Here is a 24514-nt window from a genome sequence, read left to right on the forward strand (position 1 = left end):
AGACAGACATCAGTTTCAGCTTGATTACAGATGACATTAACCGGCGAAAAGCGGGTTAATAAACAGAATTTGCCTGGCGGCTGTAGCGCGGTGGTCCCACCTGACCCCATGCCGAACTCAGAAGTGAAACGCCGTAGCGCCGATGGTAGTGTGGGGTCTCCCCATGCGAGAGTAGGGAACTGCCAGGCATCAAATTTAGTGTGCTGATATGGCTCAGTTGGTAGAGCGCACCCTTGGTAAGGGTGAGGTCCCCAGTTCGACTCTGGGTATCAGCACCAGTTTTTCGGTTAAAGTTCGGCACTTAGAAAAGAATTTGTCTGGCGGCTGTAGCGCGGTGGTCCCACCTGACCCCATGCCGAACTCAGAAGTGAAACGCCGTAGCGCCGATGGTAGTGTGGGGTCTCCCCATGCGAGAGTAGGGAACTGCCAGACATCAAATAAGTGAAAAGGCCATCCGAAAGGATGGCCTTTTTGCGTTATGTTTCTTGCTAACCCGTAGGCCCGGTAAGCGCAGGCCACCGGGCAAAACAGAAGATTAATGAATCACCTGCGACAGGAATGCCCGCGTACGTTCTGACCTGGGATTGGCAAAAAACTCATCCGGTGGTGCCTGCTCCACAATCTCGCCAAGATCCATAAAGATCACCCGGTCGGCCACTGTGCGGGCAAATCCCATTTCATGGGTAACGCACAGCATAGTCATCCCCGATTGCGCCAGACCGATCATGGTATCAAGCACCTCTTTCACCATTTCAGGATCCAGTGCTGATGTGGGTTCATCAAACAACATAATTTTAGGTTTCATACATAACGAACGTGCAATGGCCACACGCTGCTGTTGCCCGCCAGAGATTTGCCCTGGATATTTATGCGCATGTTCAGCAATGCGAACTCGCTCAAGGTAGTGCATTGCCAACACTTCAGCCTCTTTTTTCGGCATCTTTTGCACCCAGACTGGCGCCAGTGTACAGTTTTGCAGGACCGTCAAATGAGGAAAGAGATTGAAGTGTTGAAAGACCATGCCAACTTCTTGCCTGACGCGCTCAATATTGCGAATGTCCTCATTGAGTTCAATCCCATCCACCACAATACGTCCTTGCTGATGCTCTTCCAGATGGTTAATACAACGGATAGTTGTCGATTTACCCGAGCCGGAAGGACCGCATAAGACGATACGCTCTCCTTGTTTTACCTGCAGATTGATGTTTTTCAAAACGTGGAACTGTCCGTACCATTTGTTGACGTTTTCCAGCGTAATCATCGCGTCGGTAGACTGCCTTAATAATTGGTTCATAAATTCCTCAGTGCGGTGTACGCCCGGTATTAAAACGTTTTTCCAGATGTTGGCTGTAACGCGACATACTGAAACAAAAGATCCAGTAAATCAGTGCGGCAAAAACATATCCTTCCGTCGACATACCCAGCCATGCAGGATCCACGGTTGCTTGCTGCACGCTGCTGAAGAGATCAAACAGGCCGATGATGATGACCAGACTGGTATCCTTGAACAGGGCAATAATCGTATTAACCAAACCAGGAATAACCAGCTTGAGGGCTTGGGGAAGAATGACCAACCCTTGGGTTTTCCAGTACCCTAGCGCCAGTGATTCAGCCGCTTCATACTGACCTTTTGGCAAGGCCTGTAATCCCCCACGAACCACCTCTGCAACATAGGCTGACTGGAAAAGAATGACACCGACCAGTGCCCGGATAAGCTTGTCGATACTGGTCCCCTCAGACATAAACAGAGGCAGCATGACAGAGGACATAAACAGGACGGTGATCAACGGTACGCCGCGCCAGAACTCAATAAAAATCACGGATAAAATCCGCACGACGGGCATATGAGAACGACGCCCCAATGCCAGTAGAATCCCCCACGGGAGCGCACCCGCAATACCGACGGATGCGATGATAAGCGTCAGCGTTAACCCGCCCCACTGCCGGGTTTCTACTCGCTCAAGCCCGAAAAAACCACCGTACATCAACCACCAGACCACCAAAGGATAAACGACTGCCCAAACGGCGATATAACGACCACGGTGGGGAATGGTTTTCCAGAACATGGGAACGATTGAGACCAGGCCAATCAGCAGGGCCAGATTAATGCGCCAGCGCTGATCGTGTGGGTAAAGTCCATACATGAATTGTCCGAAGCGTTCATGAATGAACACCCAGCAGGCCCCCGCTTTGGTACAGTCAGCTCGGGTAGAGCCTACCCAGTTGGCCTGAAAAAATACCCAGTTCAACAGCGGTGGAAGGAAGGACCAAATTAGCCACACGCATAGCAGCGTGAGCAGGCTATTTGACCAACTGGAGAACAGGTTTTTGCGAACCCAGAACAGACAGCGGCTTGCCGGGTTACTGCTCTGGCGCGAGGGGTGAGACAGTAGTGCTTTTGTCATCATGGCTCCTTAGCGCTCGATCAGTGCGATACGACGGTTATAAATATTCATCAGTAGAGAAATGCTCAGGCTGATGATCAGGTACACCGACATCGTGATGGCAATAGTTTCAATGGCTTGTCCCGTTTGATTGAGTACCGTGCCGGCAAACAGGGAAACCATATCCGGGTAGCCAATGGCGGCAGCGAGCGATGAATTTTTAACGATATTCAGGTACTGACTGGTTAGTGGAGGAATGATGACGCGCAGCGCCTGCGGGATGATGACCTGGCGGAGCGTCACCGGATTTGGCAAACCCAGAGAGCGTGCTGCCTCATGTTGGCCATAAGGAACAGCCTGAATTCCTGCCCGAATAATTTCTGCAATAAACGCTGAGGTATACACTGAAAGCGCCAGCGTCAGAGCCGCCAGTTCAGGTATAAGCACCATGCCGCCACGAAAGTTAAAACCGCGTAGTTCAGGGATATCCCAGTGAAGTGCCGCGCCAAAAAACCATTGTGAAATCATTGGTAAGAGCACGATCAACGCCAGAGCTGTGGGCCAGGTACGGCGTAACTGACCGGTTTTGATCTGGTGCATTCTGTTGAAACGGAATAGTCCGAAGGTGACAACGACGGCAATAAGGACCGCGGTACAAAAGGCAAAAAGACCTTCTCCCATTTGCGGCGCCGGAATATACAGCCCCCGGTTGCTCAGAAACATTAAATCCAGCGCGTTAACCGCCTGACGTGGGCCGGGCAGGTTACGTAATACGGCAAAATACCAAAAGAAGATCTGCAATAGCGGTGGGATATTGCGGAACGTTTCGATATAGACCGTGGAGAGCTTTCGCAATAACCAGTTATCTGACAGGCGTGCCAGCCCGAGAAAGAAACCGAGAAATGAAGCGAAGACGATACATAGTGCGGAAACTAACAGCGTATTAAGCAGACCGACCAGGAACACGCGGCCATAGGTATCGCCTTGCTCGTAATCAATCAGATGCTGGACGATACCAAATCCGGCGCTGCGATCGAGAAAAGAAAATCCCGAGGTAATACCGCGACTGCTCAGGTTATTAATCGTGTTATGAATGAGATAGACCGCAATGCTAATGACCGCAATGACGGCGAGTATTTGGAATAACCAGGCGCGGACCGCAGGGTTAGAAAAGGATAGCGATCCTTTTACGGTTGAGCGGCGATGAAGCATAAGAAAACCTCGGTAACAATGACTCTGGGCTGAGCGCCGCAGCTGCGGCGCCCGTTACATCACTTTGTATTAGCGCACCGGTGGCGCATATTGAATGCCACCGTTGTTCCAGAGGTTGTTCTGTCCACGTTTGATCTTCAATGGACTTTCCGATCCAACGTTACGTTCAAAGATCTCCGAGTAGTTACCTACTTGCTTAATAATGTTATAAGCCCATTTGTTATCAAGCTTCAGATCCTTACCATAATCCCCTTCTTTACCTAACAGATGCGCCATATCCGGCGTTGCAGGATTAGCCGCTTTTTCGTCAACGTTTTTCGAGTTAACACCCATCTCTTCCGCATTCAGCATGGCGAACAGCGTCCAGCGAACAATGGAGAACCATTCATCGTCGCCACGACGTACAACCGGACCTAAGGGTTCTTTAGAAATAACTTCTGGCAGGACAATCCATTCTGCAGGATTGCTCAGCTTGATTCGCAGGGCGTACAACTGCGACTGGTCGGAGGCCAGCGTATCGCAACGTCCTGATTCCAGTGCCTTAGCCGATTCATCCGAGCGGTCAAAAGTGACAGGGGTGTACTTCATATTGTTGGCTTTAAAGTAGTCAGCCACGTTCAGTTCGGTATCGGTTCCTGCCTGAATACACACCGTTGCGCCATCCAGTTCTTTGGCGCTCTTCAGGCCGGCTTTATTGTGGGTAAGAAAACCAATGCCATCGTAATAGGTTACGCCAGTGAAAGACATGCCCATACCTGCATCACGAGAGGAGGTCCATGTGGTATTACGCGAGAGCATGTCGACTTCGCCAGACTGTAACGCGGTAAAACGTTCCTTGGCGGTAAGTGGGGTATATTTTACTTTGGTATCATCACCAAATACGGCGGAGGCAACGCCTCGGCATACGTCGACATCAATACCTGAAAACTTACCGCTCGCATCGGCGTAAGAGAAGCCAGGCAACCCGTCACTGATCCCGCATTGCACAAACCCTTTTTTCTTTACGGCATCAAGTGTTGCGCCGGCATGCGCCTGATTTGCGATCGCAAGGAGCACGCCGGCCGCAGCCAGGCTGGCTATTATCATCTTTTTCATAGAGCATCCTGTGTGGAGGAATTATTGTTATGAAAACGTTCTGAAAACGTCTTTTACCGGTCTGTGGCTTTGGCCATACTCTTTTAAGCAAAGGTAGTGCCAGGTTTTTGCGCACGATTATTCGGCGCAATATGCAGAGTGTAGACAGGAAAAAATAAATGCAGCGCCCTGAAGTGGTGCAAAATTGAAACGTAAGCCACATTTCAGCGCAAAAATTTTAAAATCAGACAGGACGCGTGATAACGATTTCGGACGTTAATATTGATCGCGTGAGAATAATGAAAAGAAAACGCGGTGTAACAAAGAACAGGAAAAATGCTAATTTCAAATCGTGGATATGTGAGGGATATCTATAATAATTTTATTATTCAGGAAGAGCTGTAAACCAACGTTTTGTCTTATATGTGAATTTTATTTTATTGCTAAAAGCGCGGTAACCACCGCGCCTTTAAAACCTTGAAGAAGAGTTATTTGGTCAGGGCAACTATCCCAAGCGTCAATCCGGCAACGGCGGCTGCGCCACCGGCGATGGCACCGGCTGTTTCCCAGTTATCCTGCGTGGTGCCTTTCATACAGGTATTGGTATGAACCAGGCGTCCCTGATCGTCGTATACAGGTACGCAGGGAGAATCGTGTGCACAACCGGCAAGAAACGCGGTAAGCAATGCAACGGATATTAATCTTTTCATGATGTTACCTCAAAAATAAGCGTTTCGCTAATTGAGCAAAGACAAACGCTAAGCCATCTGCGAACTCGGTCATTATTTTACCACTTCTTAAAAAAAGACTGACAGGAGGAATAATCTCAATTCATGTGGATTGTAAAAATAATGGATAAAAAGAAAGGTTGCGGGTGGGTTTGAAGGAACGACTTAAATGAAATAAATGGCTATCTTATTAATAAACAAAGAGAGAGTGTACTGATGAAAAAGGCGTCCGTAGACGCCTTTATTTTACAAATTAATCAGTGTGCCGACTAAAACGCCGTCTGACGACAACAAAGAAGACGGGAACAAAGAAGATCGCCAACAATGTTGCGGTTAGCATTCCCCCCATTACACCTGTACCGACCGCATTCTGCGCACCGCTACCCGCACCGTGGCTGATAACCAGAGGCATAACCCCCAAAATGAAGGCCAGAGAGGTCATCAGGATAGGGCGAAGACGCATGCGGGATGCCTCCAACGTCGCTTCGATCAGTCCTTTGCCCTCTTTATCCATCAGGTCTTTGGCAAACTCGACGATCAAGATGGCGTTTTTAGCCGAGAGACCGATAGTGGTTAGCAACCCAACCTGGAAATACACGTCGTTATTCATCCCACGTAGCGATGCTGCTAACAGTGCGCCAACCACGCCAAGCGGTACAACCAGCATCACCGAGAATGGAATTGACCAACTCTCATACAATGCGGCAAGGCAAAGGAAGACAACGATGAGCGAGATGGCATACAGCGCAGGCGCCTGGTTCCCCGAGAGTCGTTCCTGGTAGGACATACCCGTCCAGTCATGGCCGATACCGTTAGGCAGTTTCTCAGCCAGACTTTCCATCAGCGCCATCGCTTCACCGGTGCTTCGGCCTGGGGCCGCTTCCCCTAACAGTTCCATTGAAGGCATGCCGTTGTAACGTTCCAGACGTGGTGACCCGTAGATCCAATGTGCGGAACTGAACGTGGAGAACGGTACCATTTCGCCATTGGCGCTACGAACATACAGATTATTGATGTCTTCCGGCAACATACGGAATTTGGCATCGGCCTGTACGTACACTTTTTTCACGCGGCCACGGTCTATGAAGTCATTGACGTAATAGCCACCCAGCGCAGCGGAGATGGTTTCATTAATATCGGACAGCGAGACGCCAAGGGCCTGGGCTTTTTCCTGATCAACATCCAGTTTGAACTGCGCGGTATCCTCGAGACCATTTGGACGCACGCGAACCAACAGGTCAGGATGTTTAGCAACCATGCCCAAAAGTTGGTTACGTGCTTGCGTTAACGCGGTATGTCCCAGCCCGCCCTGGTCAATCAGTTCGAAGTCGAAGCCGGTTGCGGTACCCAGTTCAACAATGGCTGGCATGTTGAAAGGGAATACTAAGCCATCACGAATCTGGCTAAACGCGCGGGTTGCTCTGGCGATAATCGATTCAACGTTATTCTCGTCGCCACTGCGTTCTTCCCAGGGCTTGAGGCTGACAAACGCCATCCCTGAGTTTTGCCCCTGTCCGCTGAAGCTAAAGCCGTTAACCGTAAAGACGCTTTCGACGTTGGCTTTCTCGTTATTCAGGTAGTAGTGGGTAACCTGATCCAGCACTTTCTGGGTTCGCTCTTGCGTTGCGCCGGCCGGAAGCTGAATCATCGTCAGGAATACGCCCTGATCTTCTTCTGGCAAGAAGGAGGTTGGAAGGCGCATAAACAACACCGCCATCCCAATCACGATAACCAGGTAGACGACCAGGTAACGCCCGGTTTTACGCACAATACCGCTGACGCTATTGGTGTAATGGTTGACGCTGTGATCGAATTTGGCATTAAACCAACCAAAGAAACCGCTTTTATTCTCGTGATGTTCAGCCGATACCGGCTTCAACAGCGTTGCACAAAGCGCGGGAGTCAGGATCAGCGCTACCAGCACTGAAAGCGCCATGGCAGAAACGATGGTGATAGAGAACTGCCGATAGATAGCCCCGGTTGAGCCGCCAAAGAAGGCCATCGGGATAAATACCGCAGACAGCACCATGGCGATACCGACCAGCGCGCCCTGAATTTGTGACATGGATTTTTCTGTCGCCTCTTTGGGCGGCAGATTATCTTCCATCATCACACGTTCCACGTTTTCCACCACCACTATCGCATCATCAACCAATAGGCCGATGGCGAGTACCATGCCGAACATCGTCAGGGTGTTTATGGAGTAGCCAAACGCGGCAAGCACGGCAAATGTGCCCAACAATACAACAGGCACGGCAATGGTTGGAATGAGCGTAGCCCGGATGTTTTGCAGGAACAAATACATCACGAGGAATACCAGTATGATTGCTTCAAACAGCGTTTTCACGACCTCATGAATGGAGATAGTGACGAACGGCGTGGTGTCATACGGGTAGACCACCTTCATTCCCTGTGGGAAGAACGGTTGCAGTTCAACCAGCTTGGCTTTGATAGCGTTAGCGGTATCCAGCGCGTTTGCGCCGGTTGCCAGTTTGATCCCGAGACCGGAGGCTGGTTTACCGTTAATACGCGCGACCACGTTGTAGTTCTCACCACCCAACTCAATACGCGCGACATCCTTCAGGTGAACAACCGAACCATCGCTGTTGACGCGTAACGTGACCTTCCCGAATTCTTCAGGATCTTTCAGGCGCGTCTGCGCGATGATTGAGGCGTTAAGCTGCTGATTAGGCAACGCAGGCGTACCGCCCAACTGACCGGCGGCAATCTGATCGTTCTGCACCTGCAACTGATTGATCACATCAACCGGTGTGAGCTGGTACTTATTCAACAAGTTTGCATCCAGCCAGATGCGCATAGCGTACTGCGCACCAAACAGCTGCACGTCACCCACACCATTCAGACGGCTGATTGAATCTTTAACGTTCGAGGCGACGTAGTCGGAAATGTCATCCTGCGTGGTTTGTGGGTTGTCAGAAACGAAACCCGCGACCATCAAAAAGCTGCTACTTGATTTCTCGACGCTGATCCCCTGCTGCTGAACTTCTTGCGGCAGTAAGGGGGTGGCGAGCTGTAGCTTGTTTTGCACCTGAACTTGCGCGATATCGGGGTCGGTACCGGACTGGAAGGTCAGCGTGATGGTCACACTCCCGGCAGAATCGCTGGTGGAGGACATATACATCAGGTTATCGATACCGTTCATATTCTGTTCGATAACCTGCGTGACGGTATCCTGCACCGTCTGCGCATCCGCACCTGGATAGGTGGCGGAAATCGATACGGCAGGGGGCGCGATGGTCGGGTACTGCGCCACGGGCAGTTGCATGATTGCCAGAGCGCCCGCCATCATCAGAATGATGGCCAGTACCCAAGCAAAGATAGGACGCCTGATAAAAAAGTTAGCCATATCCGGTTACCTTATTGGGCTTTCGTCGCAGGGGTTTCGGTATCGGCGGTTGCTTTAACCTGAACGCCAGGGCGTGCTTTCTGTAAGCCGCTCACGATAACTTTGTCACCGGGTTGCAGACCTTCGCTGATGAGCCATTTGTCGCCAATGGCTTGAGCGGCGACAACTGTCCGCGCTTCAACCTGGCTCTTGTCGTTAACGACCATCACGGTGGCATCGCCGCGTGGCGTGCGCGTTACACCCTGCTGCGGAACAAGAATGGCATTCGGTTGGACGCCTTCATCAATGCGCGCGCGCACAAACATGCCTGGCAGCAGCGTGTGCTGTGGGTTAGGGAATACGGCTCTGAGAGTGATTGATCCGGTGCTTTCATCAACCGTCACATCAGAAAATTGCAATGAGCCTTTCAGCGGATATGCCTGACCATTTTCCATCACCAGTTCGACGGTACTGCTGGCGCTGTCTTTATGCAGACTACCTTGTTCAATAGACTGCTTGAGGCGCATAAAGTCGTTACTGGACTGCGTGACGTCGACATAGATAGGATCGAGCTGTTGCACGGTAGCAAGCTCAGTTGCCTGACCATTCGTGACCAATGCGCCTTCGGTGACGTTAGATTTACCGATACGTCCGCTAATGGGCGATGTCACTTTGGTGTAGGCCAGGTTGATACGTGCGCTTTCGACCGCCGCTTTTGCCGCGATTACGGAGGCATCAGCCTGGCGGGCATCAGCAATTGCCTGATCGTACTCTTGCTGGCTGATGTACTTAGTGCCAACCAGCGGCACATAACGTTTTACCGTTAAATGCGCGATAGCGGCGGCCGCTTCGCTCTTTGCCAGTTCGCCTTTGGCGCTGTCATAGTCAGCCTGGTAAGTCGCTGGATCGATCTGATAAAGCGATTGACCGGCTTCAACATCGCTCCCCTCGGTGAAATTCCGTTTAAGTACAATTCCGCTAACCTGAGGACGGACTTCTGCAATACGGAATGCTGTGGTGCGCCCGGGTAATTCGGTCGTCACGGCTAAAGGGGCCTTTTCGACGACATGGACAGTCACCTGCGGCTCTGCGGGATGTGCTTGTGTTTCTCCCTGATCGTTACAACCGGCGAGTAATGCAGCGGAGATGATGATGAATGAGGGCAGGAGTGAAAACCTGGCATTTTTCGTCATTTCTATTCCTTAAAAAACCGAATGCTCGTTATTAACCGGGTAACAGCGGAGGTGATAACGCGCACAAGAAAAATAATAGTTGGCTATCCTACAAATTATTAGCTTGCGATGTAAGCAATACTTATTTATGGGCGGGGTTCACGGCACATAAAAGCAAAAAAAGATTAATCAGCTACCGTTTCATTGTGATATTTATAGCAACACTATGATGCTTATAAATACATCTTGAAATGATCATCTGATTGGTGAATATATTGGTTTCTGTTATTTGTTTTATCTATTCGTGTGGAATGTCCGTAATTAAATACTTTAGCCCTCGTCTAAATAAACGCTAAGTGATACATTTGTTCCAGATAGAAAATATTAGATAAGAAAGTTAATCATTCTCTACTCCAATCCAGATAGTCGGAATCATGGCCAGAAAAACGAAAGCGGATGCCCTCAAAACGCGACAGCACCTGATGGAAACGGCGATTGTACAGTTTGCCGCACGTGGCGTAAGTAATACGACGCTAAACGACATAGCGGATGCCGCCAATGTGACGCGGGGTGCACTTTATTGGCATTTCGAAAATAAAACTCAATTGTTTAATGAGCTATGGTTACAACAACCTCCCTTACGCGATCTTATTCAGGACAAGCTTATTGGTCGTTGGGGGGATAACCCTTTACAGCGGTTGCGTGAAAAATTTGTGGTGGGATTACAATATATTGCGGAGAACCCTCGCCAGCAGGCATTAATGCAGATTTTATATCATAAATGCGAATTCCATAAAGATATGATATCAGAGCAGGCCATTCGTGATAAAATAGGTCTCAGCCACCAAAGCATTCGCGATTCTCTCCAACGGTGCGTAGATGAAAATTTGATTGCCACCAGTCTGGATTTAGACGTCATCATAATTATTTTGCACGGTAGCTTTAGCGGAATAATAAAAAACTGGCTAATGAATCCAGAGAGTTATGATCTTTATGGGCAAGCGCCAGCATTAGTTGACAATGTATTAAAAATGTTAAGCCCGGACGGCTGTGTAATGCAATTAATACAGAGTGAAAACCAGGTTGGGTAGTTTAGCCGCCAGGGCCTGACGGCTGTCGACGGTGCTAGTCGAGATCGGCGCAGTTGACCAGCTTTAGGGGATTCACTGAGTTCATATTCCGGCACTTGTCGTGCTCTGTCGTCATCAGTTCTATCCACTGGATGAGCAGCGCATCAAAAAGAAAAACGAAGACCGCAAAAACAACCAGCCACCAATACTTGCGAATCATTGCTAAATCCTGTGTATTCATGCCCAAGCGTGCAGGGAATATACACGAAATCAGTAAGCTGAAAAGCAGACTTACAATGCCTTTACTTTACCGAAAGAGCGCCACTGTTTGCCGTTAATCGGCTCTTTTTGGACAGGTTTTTTGTCTTACGTTTTTTCACTTTTGCAAGTTCAGTTTCTGAAAAATGAGACCCGATACTCAGTCTTCTGAGCCCCATTTTTACGTATTCAGCATTGATTTCAATACCGACAAATTTGCGACCTAATTCGACTGCGGTGGCGCCGGTTGTAAAGCTGCCGGCGAACGGATCGAGCACTTTGTCATCCGGGTTGGAGGAAGCCAGAATGATGCGTTCCAGGAGGGCTTTGGGTTTTTGAGTGGGGTGATTTTCGTATTCATCCATCAGATAGCGAACGCGGGGAAAATCCCAGACATTGCCAGGTACTTTTTTCTGATTGTAAGGCTGGGGCGGATTCTTTCTGTAGTCTATTAGCGCACGTTTAGCGCCCGTTTTGGCTTCAACCAGAATATCATCACGGTTAAATGTGTAGTTTTTCTGATCTTTTACCATCATCAGGATAGGTTCATACATCGAACCAAAGTAGTTTTTAGCCTGTACCCCTGAGCTATCATATGACCACACGATACGGCTTTTGATGGTAAAAAGCTGGCGACATTTGAGGTCGATGTACGGCATGTTCTCCGTACTGTTCATGATGTACATGCTACCGTGTGGTTTGAGAATACGATGGCACTCGTCGATACACTCAAACAGCCACGCCAGAAAGGTCTCTTCGTCCCAGGATTCCACCATCCCGTCAAAGTCTTTGCCGATGTTATAAGGTGGGTCGGCAAAAATGAGATCGATGCTTTCAGCGGGTAGCTTTTTTAGCTCGGTCAGCGCATCACCCAGGATTATCTTTTTAGATTCATCGCCAAAATAGACAGGTTCACCTCTTGCGTTCATCGCCAAAGCCTCCCGTGTGACATTAATAAAAAAGGCGCTTCCCCATGCCGAGTAGCGCCTTTTAAAACAAACATTTAACTGATTAGTATCAGTTCATGCCGTATTTTTTCAGTTTTTTACGCAGCGTACCACGGTTGATGCCCATCATCAGGGCAGCACGGGTCTGGTTGCCGCGGGTGTATTGCATCACCATGTCCAACAGGGGCTGTTCTACTTCAGCCAGTACCAGCTCATAGAGATCATTAACGTCTTGACCGTTCAATTGAGCAAAATAGTTCTTCAGTGCCTGTTTAACCGAGTCACGCAGGGGCTTTTGAGTTACCTGGTCCTGAGAGTTAACGGTAGAAACGGTCAGTACGTCAGAATTTACGCGTTGTTCGAACATAGTTCTGTCAGCTCTTTATTTCTGTTTACGCAAAATTTTCGAAGTATGCCTCCAACGCCGCCAGCTGTTCGCTGGAATCTTCAATGGCGTTGAATGTGCGCCGAAACTGGTCATCCGGAGCGTGTTCCTGGAGATACCAGGATACGTGTTTACGCGCAATTCGGTACCCTTTTGCATGACCATAAAAGTCGTGCAGTTCCCGAACATGCGCACAAAGCAAGCGCTTCACCTCTGCCAGTGGCAGCGGGGGCAGCAGCTCCCCAGTGTCCAGATAATGCTGGATTTCCCGAAAGATCCAGGGTCTTCCCTGAGCAGCACGGCCTATCATCAGGGCATCCGCCCCCGTATAGTCGAGTACCGCTCTGGCTTTAAGCGGGTCAGTAATGTCGCCATTCGCGATAATCGGAATGGAAACTTTCTGCTTAACTGCCCGAATACTGTCGTACTCAGCATCTCCATTGAACAAACAGGCGCGGGTGCGTCCATGAATGGTCAGAGCCTGAATGCCACAGTCTTCAGCCAGTTGGGCAATCTCTACGCAGTTACGGTGTTCCGGAGCCCAGCCGGTGCGAATCTTGAGTGTGACAGGAACGTCCACTGCATTGGCGACCTCGGTTAGTATTGATTTCACTAAATCCGGGTACTGCAAGAGGGCTGAACCTGCGAGCTTGCGATTCACTTTTTTAGCCGGACACCCCATATTGATATCAATAATCTGGGCGCCGCTTTCCACGTTAATACGTGCGGCATCGGCCATCTCAACAGGATCGCTACCGGCAATTTGCACCGTGCGAATTCCTGGCTCGTCAACGTGCACCATCCGTAAACGAGACTTGTCGCTTTCCCAAACCTGCGGGTTAGAAGACATCATCTCGGATACCGTCAATCCGGCTCCCATCTCATAGCACAGCGTCCTGAATGGTCTGTCAGTGATGCCAGCCATAGGTGCTGCGATCAGGCGATTTCTGAGCTGGTGTTGTCCGATGCGCATGAGTTAAGAAATGACCATACTGTGACTGCAAGGCGGCGTATATTACGCATTTTTCGCACGAGATGAAAGGCCAAACTTTGACCAATCCACTGAGGTGGATCAATGAATTGCCGTAAATATGAACTCATGAAAATATTTAATCATATAAATCATGGCATTACAAAAATGTGTCGATTTTATATACGCATATAATTTTGCGTAACTTCTCATTTTTTCTTCAGTTACAGAAGGTACTGACAAGATATTCTGCTGAATTAATCAGCAAATTACCTCGCTATTGTGTGATCGTGACCTCATTTTAGTACAGGATCTCGGTGCCACCTGAATTGCTGTCCGTAATCGTGCGTTCATTCAGCGGCTGCGGTGGACGATTGTTCGCTGGCCCAACAATGTAGTGAAATTTATCTAACTGTTCGGCGGAAAGGGCCACAGGCTTTTTCAGGACAACCCAGGTGACGCCTTCAGTACAGGGAGGCGTTGTTATCGAGCCACTGTAGAGCCAGTAGGTCTTGTTGTCGGGTAGAAGCTGGTTGATATCGACGGGCGAAAAAATGGGCATGCTGTTGCCCTCCATGGTGGGAAAGGACTCCCACAGGTTTTGAATCGCCTGGTTAGGCTCACCAATGTCAAACATGACCGCCACAATGGCGATATCACCATGTTGGTTTTCGTGGGTCAACTGCAGCTCCAGTGGATAGATTTTACCGTTGAGGGTATGTTCGCCTGGAGCGTGAAAATCAAAATGTTTTAAATAATAGAGCTTTTCTTCAATTTCAATGAAATTAGGGGGGTAGGAGCTCATTGTTGCCTGCAGCGTATGGTTAATGCTGCGAAATCTTGTCGGGCCATCAATGTATTGTAAATTGAGCGCGGGCAGGCCGAGTTTGCTGGTTGTCGTGGTCTGGATATCAACGGGTGACTGGTTGATACCCGTCTGACACGTTGCATACTCTTTGCTTATTTTGCCCCACTGCGCAGGGCTGGTTTCTCCGGTATAGCCCCATGGCACGGCCAGCGTCTTCAGGGGCATTAAGCATGCTGCCAGTAAAATTGTTGTAAAACGATTGAAGTGCATACGTTTACTTAACAAAAAATATAAAAATCAATTAGTTATTTGATCGTTGGGTAAAGTATCAGTATGCTGGTCTGTTGTCTGAAAATGGCGTGGTCGGATAACCACGCCGGAAGGGATTATTTTTTCTGTCCGGTAATGCGACACCACTCTTCTTTCTCGATAACCGGATCGAGCGTAAAGAGGTCGGCATAGGCTTCACAGACGCTTTCCGCCTGGCTGGCAAGAATACCAGAAAGCCCCAGCAAACCGCCCTCAACGGGCAGCACGCTGATTAAAGGTGCGAGTTCACGTAATGGGCCAGCAAGGATGTTGGCGACCACCACATCGGCTTTCATCGACTCTGGCTGGTCTTTAGGCAGATAAAGTTCCAGACGCTCAGAAACGCCATTACGTTGGGCGTTATCACGGCTGGCCTGAATCGCTTGCGGATCGATATCTATACCAATCGCTTTCGCTGCACCCAGCTTCAGTGCCGCAATGGCAAGGATGCCGGATCCGCAGCCAAAGTCGATAACCGTTTTACCGTTAAGATCGAGACCGTCCAGCCATTGCAGGCACAGAGAGGTGGTTGGGTGAGTACCGGTACCAAACGCCAGACCCGGGTCGAGCATCACGTTGACGGCGTTCTCATCCGGGACATCGCGCCAGCTTGGGCAAATCCACAGACGTTCGCCAAAGCGCATCGGGTGGAAGTTATCCATCCATTCGCGTTCCCAGTCTTTGTCTTCAAGCTGTTCGATTTTATGCGCGAAGCCTGTACCCAGTAGTGGGTGCTGCTCCAGAATCGCAACGACTTCTTTCATGTCGGTTTCTGCATCGAACAAGCCGATAACGTCGGTATCGCCCCACAGGCGAGTCTCGCCCGGCAGAGGTTCAAATACCGGCGTATCATGCGTATCCTGGAAAGTAATGGAAACGGAGCCCGCTTCCATCAGCGCATCGCTCAACTCTTCAGCGTTTGCACCGGTCGTGTTCAGTTTCAGTTGAATCCATGGCATGGCAAAACTCTTTATTTATCAGTAGTCAATATGGCGACTTGCGGAACGGCGGAACCGAAACGGTTGCCGATCAGGAAAGCCAGCAAACTTATCAGTAACGAGGGCACAATCGGATGAAAGCCCAGGTACTGAATGTTAAAAGTAGCGAGTACGGCATAAAGTACGCCGCCGACAATCATTGCGCTCAGTGCGCCTGCCGCGTTTGCCCGCTCCCAGTAAAGGCCCAGCACCAGCGGCCATAGGAAGACGGCTTCCAACCCGCCAAACGCCAGCAGGTTAAGCCAGATAATCATCTCTGGCGGCTTCCAGGCGGCCAGCAGCAGTAACGCGCCCAGCAGCAGAGTGATCACTGCCGACATGCGTTTCAGCCGTGTTTCATTTTGCAGTTGTTCCGGGCGAAGGTTCAGATAAAGATCTTTAATGATCGTAGCGGAACTTTGCAGCAATTGGGCATTGATCGTCGACATGATCGCGGCCATGGGCGCGGCGAGGAAGATCCCGGCTGCTACCGGCGGCAAGACTTTTACCATTAGCGTGGGAATAACCAGATCCGGTACCGTCAGGTCAGGGATCACCGCCCGGCCCAACGCGCCGGCCAGATGCATACCAAACATCAGGACAGCCACCACGATGGTGCCAATGATAATTCCACGGTGTACCGCTTTGCTGTCCTTATAGGAGATGCAGCGCACCGCCGTATGCGGCAGGCCAATCACGCCAAAGCACACCAGTACCCAGAATGAAGTCATAAACGTGGGGGACAGAATGTCATCAGCGCCCTGCGGCGAGACCAGTTTAGGATCGATGGTTTGCAGAGTGACTACCGCATTGCTGAGACCACCAGCGGCATGGACGACACCGACCAGCAGTACGATAGTCCCAATCAGCATCACCATGCCCTGCATCGTGTCGTTCAACACGCTGGCGCGAAATCCGCCGAACGCCGTGTATAACGCGATACTGACGCCAAAAATCAGCAGGCCGGTTTCATAAGGGATACCCGCTGCCGTTTCCAGCAAACGCGCGCCGCCAATAAACTGTACGGTCATTGCACCGACAAACGCGACCAGCAGGCTGAGGCTCGCCAGCCACACCAGCAGGCGGCTTTGGTAGCGGGCAAACAGCATATCGTTGAGGGTAACCGCATTATAACGGCGTGCCAGAATGGCGAATTTTTTGCCGAGAATACCCAACGACAGCCAGACGGCGGGCAGTTGGATCATCGCTAACAAAACCCACCCCAGCCCGTATTTATAAGCAGCACCCGGGCCGCCGATAAACGAACTGGCGCTAATGTAGGTTGCCGTTAACGTCATGGCTAACACGACCCCGCCCATAGAGCGGCTGCCGAGGAAATATTCATTCAGGAAGGTGCCGGTCGACCTTTTGCGCATGGCGTAAACAGAGAGACCGAAAACCACCAGAAGATAGGCGACCAGCGGCAAAATAACTTCAAGCTGCATCATCATCCTCCAGTGGAATGTCGCGATAGATAAACTTCACCATCGCCCAGCACAGTACGATGAAAACCAATGGCGTCAGCAGACAGGCCATTTCGAACCAGTGCGGGAGACCGGTAAAACCCAGAGAGGTGTCTGGTAAGTAAGCGGCCACTAACCATGCGGCAAGATATAAAAGGGTCAGCCACAGCGCCCAGCGCGCCTCTTTATGGGCCTGAACAAAACGAGCGTCCATTTTTTGTCCCTTGTGAATAAAGAAAGCGGGGATTGTACCTTATGGCACCTGTGGGAGGGGAGAAAAACAAAAGGCCGGAATTTCCGGCCTTTTCGGTTAACGCTTGCTTACTTTTCCTGAAGTCCGAGTTTTTTCTCCAGGTAGTGGATATTGGTTCCACCATGCTGGAAGTGCTCGTCATTCATGATACGGATCTGCAGATCAACGTTGGTTTTGATGCCGTCGATGATCAGTTCCTGCAAGGCGTTTTTCATGCGAGCGATAGCGACGTCGCGGTTTTCGCCATAGCAAATCAGCTTACCGATCATTGAGTCATAGTACGGAGGTACTGTGTAACCTGCGTAAATATGAGACTCCCAGCGCACACCAAAACCACCCGGCGCGTGGAAACGCGTGATTTTACCCGGGCTCGGCAGGAAGGTGTTCGGGTCTTCGGCGTTGATACGGCACTCTACCGCATGGCCTTTAACCACAACTTCGTCCTGCTTGATAGACAGCGGCTGACCCGCTGCGATGCGCAGTTGTTCTTTGATCAGGTCAACACCGGTGATCATTTCGGTTACCGGGTGTTCAACCTGAATACGGGTGTTCATTTCAATGAAGTAGAACTCACCGTTTTCGAACAAGAACTCGAATGTACCCGCGCCGCGATAGCCGATATCAACGCACGCTTTGGCGCAACGCTCGCCGATGTAGCGACGCAGTTCCGGAGTAATGCCCGGCGCTGGTGCTTCTTCGACAACTTTCTGGTGACGACGCTGCATGGAGCAGTCACGCTCTGCCAGATAAATCGCGTTACCCTGACCGTCTGCCAGCACCTGAATTTCGATGTGGCGTGGGTTTTCCAGGTATTTCTCCATGTAGACCATGTCGTTATTGAAAGCCGCTTTCGCTTCCGCTTTGGTCATGGAGATGGATTGCGCCAGTTCGGCATCGCTGCGCACGACGCGCATACCGCGACCGCCGCCGCCGCCGGAGGCTTTGATGATAACCGGATAACCGATGCGTTTAGCATGAGCGCGGTTAGCGTCCATGTCATCGCCCAACGGGCCGTCAGAGCCTGGGACAGTCGGTACGCCAGCTTTTTTCATCGCGGTAATCGCGGACACTTTGTCGCCCATCAGGCGGATGGTGTCGGCTTTCGGGCCGATGAAGATAAAGCCGGAACGTTCTACCTGCTCAGCAAAGTTGGCGTTCTCAGAGAGGAAGCCATAACCCGGGTGAATTGCCACCGCGCCGGTGATTTCAGCGGCGCTAATGATAGCCGGGATGTTCAGATAGCTTTTTACGGACGGAGCCGGGCCAATACAGACCGTCTCATCCGCCAGCAATACGTGTTTTAAATCGCGATCCGCGCTTGAATGCACTGCGACAGTCTTGATACCCAGTTCTTTACAGGCACGAAGAATACGCAAGGCAATCTCGCCGCGGTTAGCGATGACAATTTTATCCAACATGTTCGCCTCGTTATTCGATGACGACCAGCGGCTCGTCAAATTCTACCGGTTGACCGCTTTCTACCAGAATCGCTTTAACGACGCCGGATTTGTCGGCTTCGATCTGGTTCATCATTTTCATGGCTTCAACGATGCACAGGGTATCGCCCGCATTCACTTTCTGGCCGATTTCGATGAACGCTTTCGCATCCGGGCTCGGGGTGCGGTAGAACGTACCAACCATTGGGGAGCGTACGATGTGACCACTGATTTCCGCTGCTGCCGGAGCTTCCATACTTGGAGAGGCAGTTTGTGCGACAGCGTTAGACAGAGCTGGCTGCTGCATCACTGGTGCAGCATAAGCCTGTTGCATCATTGGAAAACTTGCAGCTGGCGCCGCACGGCTGATGCGTACAGACTCTTCGCCTTCAGAAATTTCCAGTTCGGAGATGCCTGATTCTTCAACCAGCTCGATCAGTTTTTTAATCTTACGAATATCCATGAGTGGGTTCCGTACTCTTTGTTTAGTGAGATTGTGACAGGCGTTTTACCGCCGTCTGTATAGCATTTTTATAACAGTGAGTGACAAGATGCCACGCATCTCAGGCTTTGCACTGGGTGCTGATGCCATTACATGAGATTGCCAGACTTGTTAGTCATTGTGCGGCTATCTTCTGTCATTTTCGGGTAAAAGACAAAATATACCTTCAATATGCGATTGTCACCCTTTCCGCGCCGTAAAAACGCTACCGGGGATAGCAAAGGCGCACATTATAACTATTTCGTAGCAATTGGCAGCTAAATACTGGTCTTATCAGGGAAGATAATCAACCGTTAACATGTAAAGAAAATCGGATCGTCCGTGTTTTGCAACGTACTGCACATATCGTGAAACTACCGCCACCACTGGCGAAACTTCCTGTAGCGGCAGGCTAACAGCACCGCAGCAAGTGCGGCATAAATAATCGGTTGAGGGGAGATGATTTTAACCGACCACAGATAATGTATGGGTGCCAGGATCGCCACAAGATAGACGAAGTTGTGCAAAAATTGCCAATACTTACCCAGCTTTCGCTGTGCAGATTGCGTGGACGTTAAGGTGAGAGCAAATAATATGACCCAACAGACAATACCCAACATCAAATACGGTCGCGAAATGAATTCCCGCCCCAACAGCGCCAGATTATGAATACCCAGTTCCAGTAACGCGTAGCTGGTTAAATGCAGCGTCGCCCAGGCGAAACACCATAGCCCTAACAGGCGACGAGTGCGTATCAATAATGGCTGTTTAGCGTAGCGCGCGAGTGGAGAGACCAGCAAGGTCGCCAGTAAGAATTTCAGAGCTGTCCTACCGGTAAAGTGCTGGATATCTTTGACCGGATCGGCGCTCAAACTGCCATGATTTACCGCCCAAAAGAGCCAGATGAACGGCAAAAATCCGCCAAGATGCAGGCAAACTTTCAGTCCGGTAATGTGCTTTGCAGTCAGACGCACTTAAAAATTCTCCTGTAGATTAAGACCACGATACAGGGAAGCAACCTCTTCGGCATAACCGTTAAACAACAGCGTGGATTGACGCTGTACGTCCAGAATACCGCCAGCGCCAATAAAACGTTCGGTGGCCTGGGACCAGCGGGGGTGATCGACATGCGGATTCACGTTGGCATAAAACCCATATTCATTAGGCGCGGCCAGGTTCCAGGTTGTTGGGGGGCGTTCGCGGGTTAGTTTGATACTCACGATCGACTTTATGCCCTTAAATCCGTATTTCCACGGCACAATTAAGCGGATGGGGGCACCATTTTGCGGCGGAAGGGCCTTACCATAAACCCCTACGGTAAGCAGGGTTAGTGGATGCATTGCTTCATCCAGGCGTAACCCTTCAACATACGGATATTTCAGCCCGCCGCCAATAAAGCGATCTTTCTGACCAGGCATTTCATCCGGGGCGTAGCGCGTTTCGAAAGCGACATATTTTGCGTTGCTGGTGGGTTCAACCTGCGCCAGCAGTTTATGTAATGGAAAGCCAATCCACGGCACCACCATTGACCAGGCTTCCACACAGCGCATCCGATAAATCCGCTCTTCCAATGGGAAACGGGTGGTCAGCGCATCATGATCGAGAGTGAGGGGTTTTGCGACTTCGCCAGTGATTTTCAAGGTCCACGGATCGGTTTTCAGGCTGCCTGCGTTGGCCGCTGGATCCGCTTTGTCGAGACCAAATTCATAGAAGTTGTTGTAGCCAGAAACTTTATCTGCTGGCGTTAAAGGAAGCGAATTTTGCCAGGCGGTGGGCTTGCTGAAATTAAGCGGCTTACCCGCAGGCGCCGGAGGGCGGTCATTACCCTTAAACCAGCTCAGAAGGTCGGCCTGCGCAGCGTGAGGCAAAGACAACGCGGCAGCGCTGATCCCTAATGCTTTCAGTACCTGGCGGCGCTGCATAAAAAAAGCCGACTCGGCGGTGACGTCGGCTTCTGTAAATGGACGTAATTTCTTCATAACAGACTCCCGGCTTACGCGTCATGACAGACAGGGGATGCGTAGTTAATATGGCAGGGAGTCTCTATATATGCCGCGAAATTTTGTTAGTTAAGTGTAAATTTCTGCGCCGATGCCTGTTATTTCACCTTCACCAGGGTACGACCTTGCACCTGGTTATTGATGATGGCATCGGCGAACTTCGGCGCATCCGCTAGCGTAATCTCCGTGGCGGCCTGAGCATAGAACGATTCCGGCAGATCCTTAACCAAACGCGCCCAGGCTTCTGCGCGACGTGCCGGTGGGGTCATCACCGAGTCCACCCCTTGCAAACGTACATTACGCAGAATGAATGGCATGACGGTGGTCGGCAGCGCGAAGCCGCCCGCCAGGCCGCAGGCGGCCACGCAGCCACCGTAGTTCATCTGTGCCAGGACTTTCGCCAGCACTTTATCGCCAACGGTATCAATTGCACCGGCCCACAGTTGTTTTTCCAACGGGCGAGATTCAGCAAACTCATCGCGGCTGAGAATACGATTCGCGCCCAGGCTCTTCAGATAGTCGTGGGTGCTTTCGCGTCCTGATACTGCCACAACCTGATAGCCCAGCTTATGCAGTAATGCCACGGCAGTGCTGCCCACGCCGCCGCTGGCGCCGGTGACGACAATCTCACCGTCTTGCGGGCGAATACCTGCATCCTCAAGCGCCATGACGCACAGCATGGCGGTAAAACCGGCGGTGCCGATGACCATCGCTTTGCGCCCGTCCAGCCCTTGCGGCAGCGCTACCAGCCAGTCGCCTTTGACGCGCGCACGTTCAGCCAGCCCGCCCCAATGGTTTTCACCCACACCCCAGCCGGTCAGTAAGACTTCCTGACCCGCATGAAAACGGGGATCTTCGCTTGCACGCACGGTACCGGCGAAATCAATGCCAGGAATCATCGGAAAGTTGCGGATGATTTTACCCTTGCCAGTGATAGCCAGGGCGTCTTTATAGTTCAGGCTCGACCAGTGGACATCCACCGTTACATCGCCTTCCGGGAGCTGGTTTTCGTCGAGGGGTTGAACGGATGCGAGGGTTTTTCCGTCCTGCTGTTCTAAGATCAAAGCCTGCATAACCTGTCCTCAATTCGTATAGTGGATTGGAAAATTGTTAATGAAGACTATACTCGCTAATCAAAACATGATGCCGATTCTGCGCAATAAATTGCCAGATATACCTGATTTGGTAGTATGCCCCCACAGTTTGCATAAATTGGCGGATTTTGCGTTCAGTTTTGCATTTTCGAGTCGCTTTATCTCTTTCACACCTGTTTCATAACTGTCGGAGTTAACACAAGGATGCGATTAACGACGAAATTCTCAGCTTTTGTCACGCTGCTTACTGGGTTAACGATCTTTGTGACTCTGATTGGCTGCTCGCTGAGTTTCTACAACGCTATTCAATATAAGTTTACTACGCGAGTGCAGGCGGTGGCGACGGCGATTGATACACATCTTGTCTCCCGCGATTTCGTTTCGCTGACGCCGCAAATCGATGAACTGATGGTTTCTGTTGATATCGTGCGTATCGAGTTGCTGCAAGGGGAGCATATAGTGTATGACCACTCCCGAACCAGCAGCTACCGTCCGGCAGGAACGAACAACCTCTACCGCGACATCACCGTACCGTTGGTCAAGCATCCGGGCATGTCAGTTCGCCTGGTTTATCAGGATCCGATGGGCAACTATTTCCATTCGCTACTGACTACCGCGCCGCTCACACTGGCCATTGCGTTTATTATTCTGATGCTCTTTTTGTCGGTACGCTGGCTTCAGCGTCAGCTTTCAGGCCAGGAGTTACTGGAGATTCGTTCCACGCGTATTCTGAACGGTGAACGCGGGTCGAATGTACGAGGAACGGTCTATGAATGGCCAGCGCGCACCAGCAGTGCGCTCGATATGTTGCTGACTGAAATTCAAAATGCCCGCGAGCAACGCAGCCGACTGGACACCCTGATTCGTTCCTATGTTGCGCAGGATACAAAAACCGGGCTGAGTAACCGTCTGTTTTTTGATAACCAGTTGGCCACGCTGTTGGAAGATCAAGAAAAGGTGGGAGCGCATGGCGTCGTGATGATGGTGCGTCTGCCGGACTTTACTCTGCTGCGAGATAGCTGGGGAATCACCCTGGCGGAAGAACAAATTTCAACGCTAATCAATTTGTTGTCGACGTTTATGACGCGTTATCCGGGGGCATTGCTGGCGCGCTACCACCGTAGCGATTTTGCCATCCTGTTGCCACATCGCACGCTGAAAGAAGCCGAAAGCATCGCCGGGCAATTATTAAAAGCGGTCGATGCGCTTCCGACTAATAAAATGATCGATCGTGCCGATATGGTTCATATTGGCATTTGCGTTTGCCGCAGTGGTCAGTCGACGGAACAGGTGATGGATCATGCTGAGGCCGCCACCCGGAATTCGGTCCTGCAGGGTGGGAACAGCTGGTCGGTCTATGATGACTCCCTGCCGGAAAAAGGCCGGGGCAACGTGCGCTGGCGGACGCTGATTGAACAGATGCTCAGCCGGGGCGGGCCGAGAATATATCAAAAACCTGCGGTAACGCGTGAAGGACGGGTACACCACCGGGAACTGATGTGCCGTATTTTTGATGGCAGCGAAGAGGTTATTTCGGCGGAATATATGCCGATGGTGCTGCAGTTTGGCCTGGCTGAAGAGTATGACCGTTTACAGTTAAGTCGTCTGATCCTGCTTTTGGGCTACTGGCCGCAGGAAAGCCTGGCGATGCAGATAACGGTTGAATCGCTAATTCGCCCACGTTTTCAGCGCTGGCTGCGTGATACGTTGATGCAGTGCGAAAAATCACTACGCAAACGCATAATTATTGAACTTGCTGAGGCAGATGTTTGTCAACATATCAGCCGATTACAGCCCGTCATCCGATTGATGGATGCGCTAGGGGTACGGATCGCCGTTACGCAGGCCGGTTTAACGCTGGTGAGCACCAGTTGGATTAAAGAGCTTAACGTTGAGTTATTGAAGCTGCATCCAAGCCTGGTGAGGAATATTGATAAGCGAACCGAAAACCAACTGTTGGTTCAAAGCCTGGCGGAGGCCTGTTCAGGCACGCCAACGCAGGTTTATGCCACGGGAGTTCGTTCGCGTAGCGAGTGGCATACGCTGACGGAACGCGGAGTTGCTGGTGGGCAAGGGGATTTTTTTGCCGCATCACAGCCACTTGACACTAACGTGAAAAAATATTCGCAAAGATATTCGGTTTAACC

22 protein-coding genes, 1 tRNA gene and 2 rRNA genes are annotated in these 24514 nt (G+C 50.7%); 5 read left to right on the top strand and 20 right to left on the bottom strand.

Going from position 1 to position 24514, the window contains the following annotated elements:
• Window positions 1–72 precede the first annotated feature (72 nt).
• The 3 genes from rrf (M4I31_RS02305) (at window position 73) to rrf (M4I31_RS02315) (ending at window position 432) form a co-directional block, all read left to right on the top strand.
• Window positions 73–188 (top strand): 5S ribosomal RNA (gene rrf, locus M4I31_RS02305).
• Window positions 189–202: 14 nt separating this feature from the next.
• A tRNA-Thr gene (locus M4I31_RS02310) sits at window positions 203–278 on the top strand.
• Window positions 279–316: 38 nt separating this feature from the next.
• Window positions 317–432 (top strand): 5S ribosomal RNA (gene rrf, locus M4I31_RS02315).
• 103 nt (window positions 433–535) lie between these two features.
• Here rrf (M4I31_RS02315) and M4I31_RS02320 read toward each other — a convergent pair.
• The 7 genes from M4I31_RS02320 to M4I31_RS02350 all read right to left on the bottom strand — a co-directional run bounded on the left by M4I31_RS02320 (window position 536) and on the right by M4I31_RS02350 (window position 9937).
• Complete coding sequence (locus tag M4I31_RS02320; protein ID WP_069325452.1) at window positions 536–1294, bottom strand: amino acid ABC transporter ATP-binding protein; 759 nt, start codon at window positions 1292–1294, stop codon at window positions 536–538.
• A gap of 7 nt (window positions 1295–1301) precedes the next feature.
• The gene (locus M4I31_RS02325; RefSeq protein WP_038634420.1) at window positions 1302–2405 is read right to left on the bottom strand and encodes an amino acid ABC transporter permease; all 1104 of its coding nucleotides are present in this window, start codon (window positions 2403–2405) and stop codon (window positions 1302–1304) included.
• A 9-nt stretch (window positions 2406–2414) separates the two neighbouring features.
• Window positions 2415–3596 (bottom strand): amino acid ABC transporter permease, encoded by a 1182-nt coding sequence (locus M4I31_RS02330; protein WP_085048616.1) that lies wholly within the window; start codon window positions 3594–3596, stop codon window positions 2415–2417.
• 69 nt (window positions 3597–3665) lie between these two features.
• On the bottom strand, window positions 3666–4691 hold the full coding sequence (locus tag M4I31_RS02335) for an amino acid ABC transporter substrate-binding protein (protein ID WP_038634415.1): 1026 nt from the start codon (window positions 4689–4691) through the stop codon (window positions 3666–3668).
• Between the two features lie 467 nt (window positions 4692–5158).
• Entirely contained in the window at window positions 5159–5380 is a 222-nt protein-coding gene (locus tag M4I31_RS02340) for a lipoprotein (RefSeq protein WP_003025292.1), read from the bottom strand.
• 271 nt (window positions 5381–5651) lie between these two features.
• Window positions 5652–8765, bottom strand: coding sequence for an efflux RND transporter permease subunit (locus tag M4I31_RS02345; RefSeq protein WP_085048617.1), 3114 nt, complete (start codon window positions 8763–8765; stop codon window positions 5652–5654).
• Window positions 8766–8776: 11 nt separating this feature from the next.
• Window positions 8777–9937, bottom strand: a complete 1161-nt coding sequence (locus M4I31_RS02350) for an efflux RND transporter periplasmic adaptor subunit (protein WP_085048618.1) — start codon at window positions 9935–9937, stop codon at window positions 8777–8779.
• A gap of 413 nt (window positions 9938–10350) precedes the next feature.
• On the opposite strand from M4I31_RS02350, the gene envR reads away from it, so the two are divergent.
• Window positions 10351–11007, top strand: a complete 657-nt coding sequence (gene envR, locus M4I31_RS02355; RefSeq protein WP_038634405.1) for an acrEF/envCD operon transcriptional regulator — start codon at window positions 10351–10353, stop codon at window positions 11005–11007.
• A gap of 34 nt (window positions 11008–11041) precedes the next feature.
• On the opposite strand, the gene M4I31_RS02360 is transcribed toward envR, so the two are convergent.
• From M4I31_RS02360 to M4I31_RS02420, 13 genes are all read right to left on the bottom strand, one after another.
• Window positions 11042–11206 carry a DUF2556 family protein gene (locus M4I31_RS02360; RefSeq protein WP_032940702.1) on the bottom strand — a complete coding sequence of 55 codons (165 nt, stop codon included), beginning with the start codon at window positions 11204–11206 and terminating at the stop codon, window positions 11042–11044.
• Window positions 11207–11288: 82 nt separating this feature from the next.
• A complete protein-coding gene (gene yhdJ / locus M4I31_RS02365) occupies window positions 11289–12173 on the bottom strand; it encodes an adenine-specific DNA-methyltransferase (RefSeq protein ID WP_085048619.1) in 885 nt (294 codons plus the stop codon).
• Between the two features lie 88 nt (window positions 12174–12261).
• Window positions 12262–12558, bottom strand: coding sequence for a DNA-binding transcriptional regulator Fis (fis, locus tag M4I31_RS02370; RefSeq protein ID WP_000462905.1), 297 nt, complete (start codon window positions 12556–12558; stop codon window positions 12262–12264).
• Between the two features lie 25 nt (window positions 12559–12583).
• Window positions 12584–13549: a tRNA dihydrouridine synthase DusB gene (gene dusB, locus M4I31_RS02375; protein WP_085048620.1), complete on the bottom strand. Its 966-nt coding sequence runs from the start codon at window positions 13547–13549 to the stop codon at window positions 12584–12586.
• 298 nt (window positions 13550–13847) lie between these two features.
• Window positions 13848–14579, bottom strand: coding sequence for a carbonic anhydrase (locus tag M4I31_RS02380; protein WP_233623706.1), 732 nt, complete (start codon window positions 14577–14579; stop codon window positions 13848–13850).
• Window positions 14580–14740: 161 nt separating this feature from the next.
• On the bottom strand, window positions 14741–15622 hold the full coding sequence (gene prmA, locus M4I31_RS02385) for a 50S ribosomal protein L11 methyltransferase (RefSeq protein ID WP_085048622.1): 882 nt from the start codon (window positions 15620–15622) through the stop codon (window positions 14741–14743).
• Between the two features lie 11 nt (window positions 15623–15633).
• On the bottom strand, window positions 15634–17085 hold the full coding sequence (gene panF / locus M4I31_RS02390) for a sodium/pantothenate symporter (protein ID WP_038634386.1): 1452 nt from the start codon (window positions 17083–17085) through the stop codon (window positions 15634–15636).
• Complete coding sequence (locus M4I31_RS02395; protein WP_085048623.1) at window positions 17075–17317, bottom strand: YhdT family protein; 243 nt, start codon at window positions 17315–17317, stop codon at window positions 17075–17077. Before M4I31_RS02395 ends, panF begins: the two co-directional genes overlap by 11 nt.
• A gap of 107 nt (window positions 17318–17424) precedes the next feature.
• Window positions 17425–18774 (bottom strand): acetyl-CoA carboxylase biotin carboxylase subunit, encoded by a 1350-nt coding sequence (gene accC / locus M4I31_RS02400; protein ID WP_003828838.1) that lies wholly within the window; start codon window positions 18772–18774, stop codon window positions 17425–17427.
• 10 nt (window positions 18775–18784) lie between these two features.
• Entirely contained in the window at window positions 18785–19255 is a 471-nt protein-coding gene (gene accB, locus M4I31_RS02405) for an acetyl-CoA carboxylase biotin carboxyl carrier protein (RefSeq protein ID WP_003025210.1), read from the bottom strand.
• Window positions 19256–19647: 392 nt separating this feature from the next.
• On the bottom strand, window positions 19648–20247 hold the full coding sequence (gene msrQ / locus M4I31_RS02410) for a protein-methionine-sulfoxide reductase heme-binding subunit MsrQ (RefSeq protein WP_085048624.1): 600 nt from the start codon (window positions 20245–20247) through the stop codon (window positions 19648–19650).
• The gene (gene msrP / locus M4I31_RS02415; RefSeq protein ID WP_085048625.1) at window positions 20248–21252 is read right to left on the bottom strand and encodes a protein-methionine-sulfoxide reductase catalytic subunit MsrP; all 1005 of its coding nucleotides are present in this window, start codon (window positions 21250–21252) and stop codon (window positions 20248–20250) included.
• Window positions 21253–21371: 119 nt separating this feature from the next.
• Window positions 21372–22346 carry an MDR family oxidoreductase gene (locus M4I31_RS02420; RefSeq protein ID WP_085048626.1) on the bottom strand — a complete coding sequence of 325 codons (975 nt, stop codon included), beginning with the start codon at window positions 22344–22346 and terminating at the stop codon, window positions 21372–21374.
• A gap of 225 nt (window positions 22347–22571) precedes the next feature.
• On the opposite strand from M4I31_RS02420, the gene csrD reads away from it, so the two are divergent.
• Window positions 22572–24512: an RNase E specificity factor CsrD gene (csrD, locus tag M4I31_RS02425; RefSeq protein ID WP_085048627.1), complete on the top strand. Its 1941-nt coding sequence runs from the start codon at window positions 22572–22574 to the stop codon at window positions 24510–24512.
• Window positions 24513–24514: the final 2 nt, after the last annotated feature.

The organism is Citrobacter sp. XT1-2-2 (assembly GCF_023516235.1).
GTDB lineage: Bacteria > Pseudomonadota > Gammaproteobacteria > Enterobacterales > Enterobacteriaceae > Citrobacter > Citrobacter werkmanii.

Excerpts from the sequence above, each read along its gene's own strand:
- M4I31_RS02320 (WP_069325452.1), bottom strand. The coding sequence starts at position 1,294 with ATGAACCAATTATTAAGGCAGTCTACCGACGCGATGATTACGCTGGAA.
- M4I31_RS02325 (WP_038634420.1), bottom strand. The coding sequence starts at position 2,405 with ATGACAAAAGCACTACTGTCTCACCCCTCGCGCCAGAGCAGTAACCCG.
- M4I31_RS02330 (WP_085048616.1), bottom strand. The coding sequence starts at position 3,596 with ATGCTTCATCGCCGCTCAACCGTAAAAGGATCGCTATCCTTTTCTAAC.
- M4I31_RS02335 (WP_038634415.1), bottom strand. The coding sequence starts at position 4,691 with ATGAAAAAGATGATAATAGCCAGCCTGGCTGCGGCCGGCGTGCTCCTT.
- M4I31_RS02340 (WP_003025292.1), bottom strand. The coding sequence starts at position 5,380 with ATGAAAAGATTAATATCCGTTGCATTGCTTACCGCGTTTCTTGCCGGT.
- M4I31_RS02345 (WP_085048617.1), bottom strand. The coding sequence starts at position 8,765 with ATGGCTAACTTTTTTATCAGGCGTCCTATCTTTGCTTGGGTACTGGCC.
- M4I31_RS02350 (WP_085048618.1), bottom strand. The coding sequence starts at position 9,937 with ATGACGAAAAATGCCAGGTTTTCACTCCTGCCCTCATTCATCATCATC.
- envR (WP_038634405.1), top strand. The coding sequence starts at position 10,351 with ATGGCCAGAAAAACGAAAGCGGATGCCCTCAAAACGCGACAGCACCTG.
- M4I31_RS02360 (WP_032940702.1), bottom strand. The coding sequence starts at position 11,206 with ATGATTCGCAAGTATTGGTGGCTGGTTGTTTTTGCGGTCTTCGTTTTT.
- yhdJ (WP_085048619.1), bottom strand. The coding sequence starts at position 12,173 with ATGAACGCAAGAGGTGAACCTGTCTATTTTGGCGATGAATCTAAAAAG.
- fis (WP_000462905.1), bottom strand. The coding sequence starts at position 12,558 with ATGTTCGAACAACGCGTAAATTCTGACGTACTGACCGTTTCTACCGTT.
- dusB (WP_085048620.1), bottom strand. The coding sequence starts at position 13,549 with ATGCGCATCGGACAACACCAGCTCAGAAATCGCCTGATCGCAGCACCT.
- M4I31_RS02380 (WP_233623706.1), bottom strand. The coding sequence starts at position 14,579 with ATGCCCCTGAAGACGCTGGCCGTGCCATGGGGCTATACCGGAGAAACC.
- prmA (WP_085048622.1), bottom strand. The coding sequence starts at position 15,622 with ATGCCATGGATTCAACTGAAACTGAACACGACCGGTGCAAACGCTGAA.
- panF (WP_038634386.1), bottom strand. The coding sequence starts at position 17,085 with ATGCAGCTTGAAGTTATTTTGCCGCTGGTCGCCTATCTTCTGGTGGTT.
- M4I31_RS02395 (WP_085048623.1), bottom strand. The coding sequence starts at position 17,317 with ATGGACGCTCGTTTTGTTCAGGCCCATAAAGAGGCGCGCTGGGCGCTG.
- accC (WP_003828838.1), bottom strand. The coding sequence starts at position 18,774 with ATGTTGGATAAAATTGTCATCGCTAACCGCGGCGAGATTGCCTTGCGT.
- accB (WP_003025210.1), bottom strand. The coding sequence starts at position 19,255 with ATGGATATTCGTAAGATTAAAAAACTGATCGAGCTGGTTGAAGAATCA.
- msrP (WP_085048625.1), bottom strand. The coding sequence starts at position 21,252 with ATGAAGAAATTACGTCCATTTACAGAAGCCGACGTCACCGCCGAGTCG.
- M4I31_RS02420 (WP_085048626.1), bottom strand. The coding sequence starts at position 22,346 with ATGCAGGCTTTGATCTTAGAACAGCAGGACGGAAAAACCCTCGCATCC.
- csrD (WP_085048627.1), top strand. The coding sequence starts at position 22,572 with ATGCGATTAACGACGAAATTCTCAGCTTTTGTCACGCTGCTTACTGGG.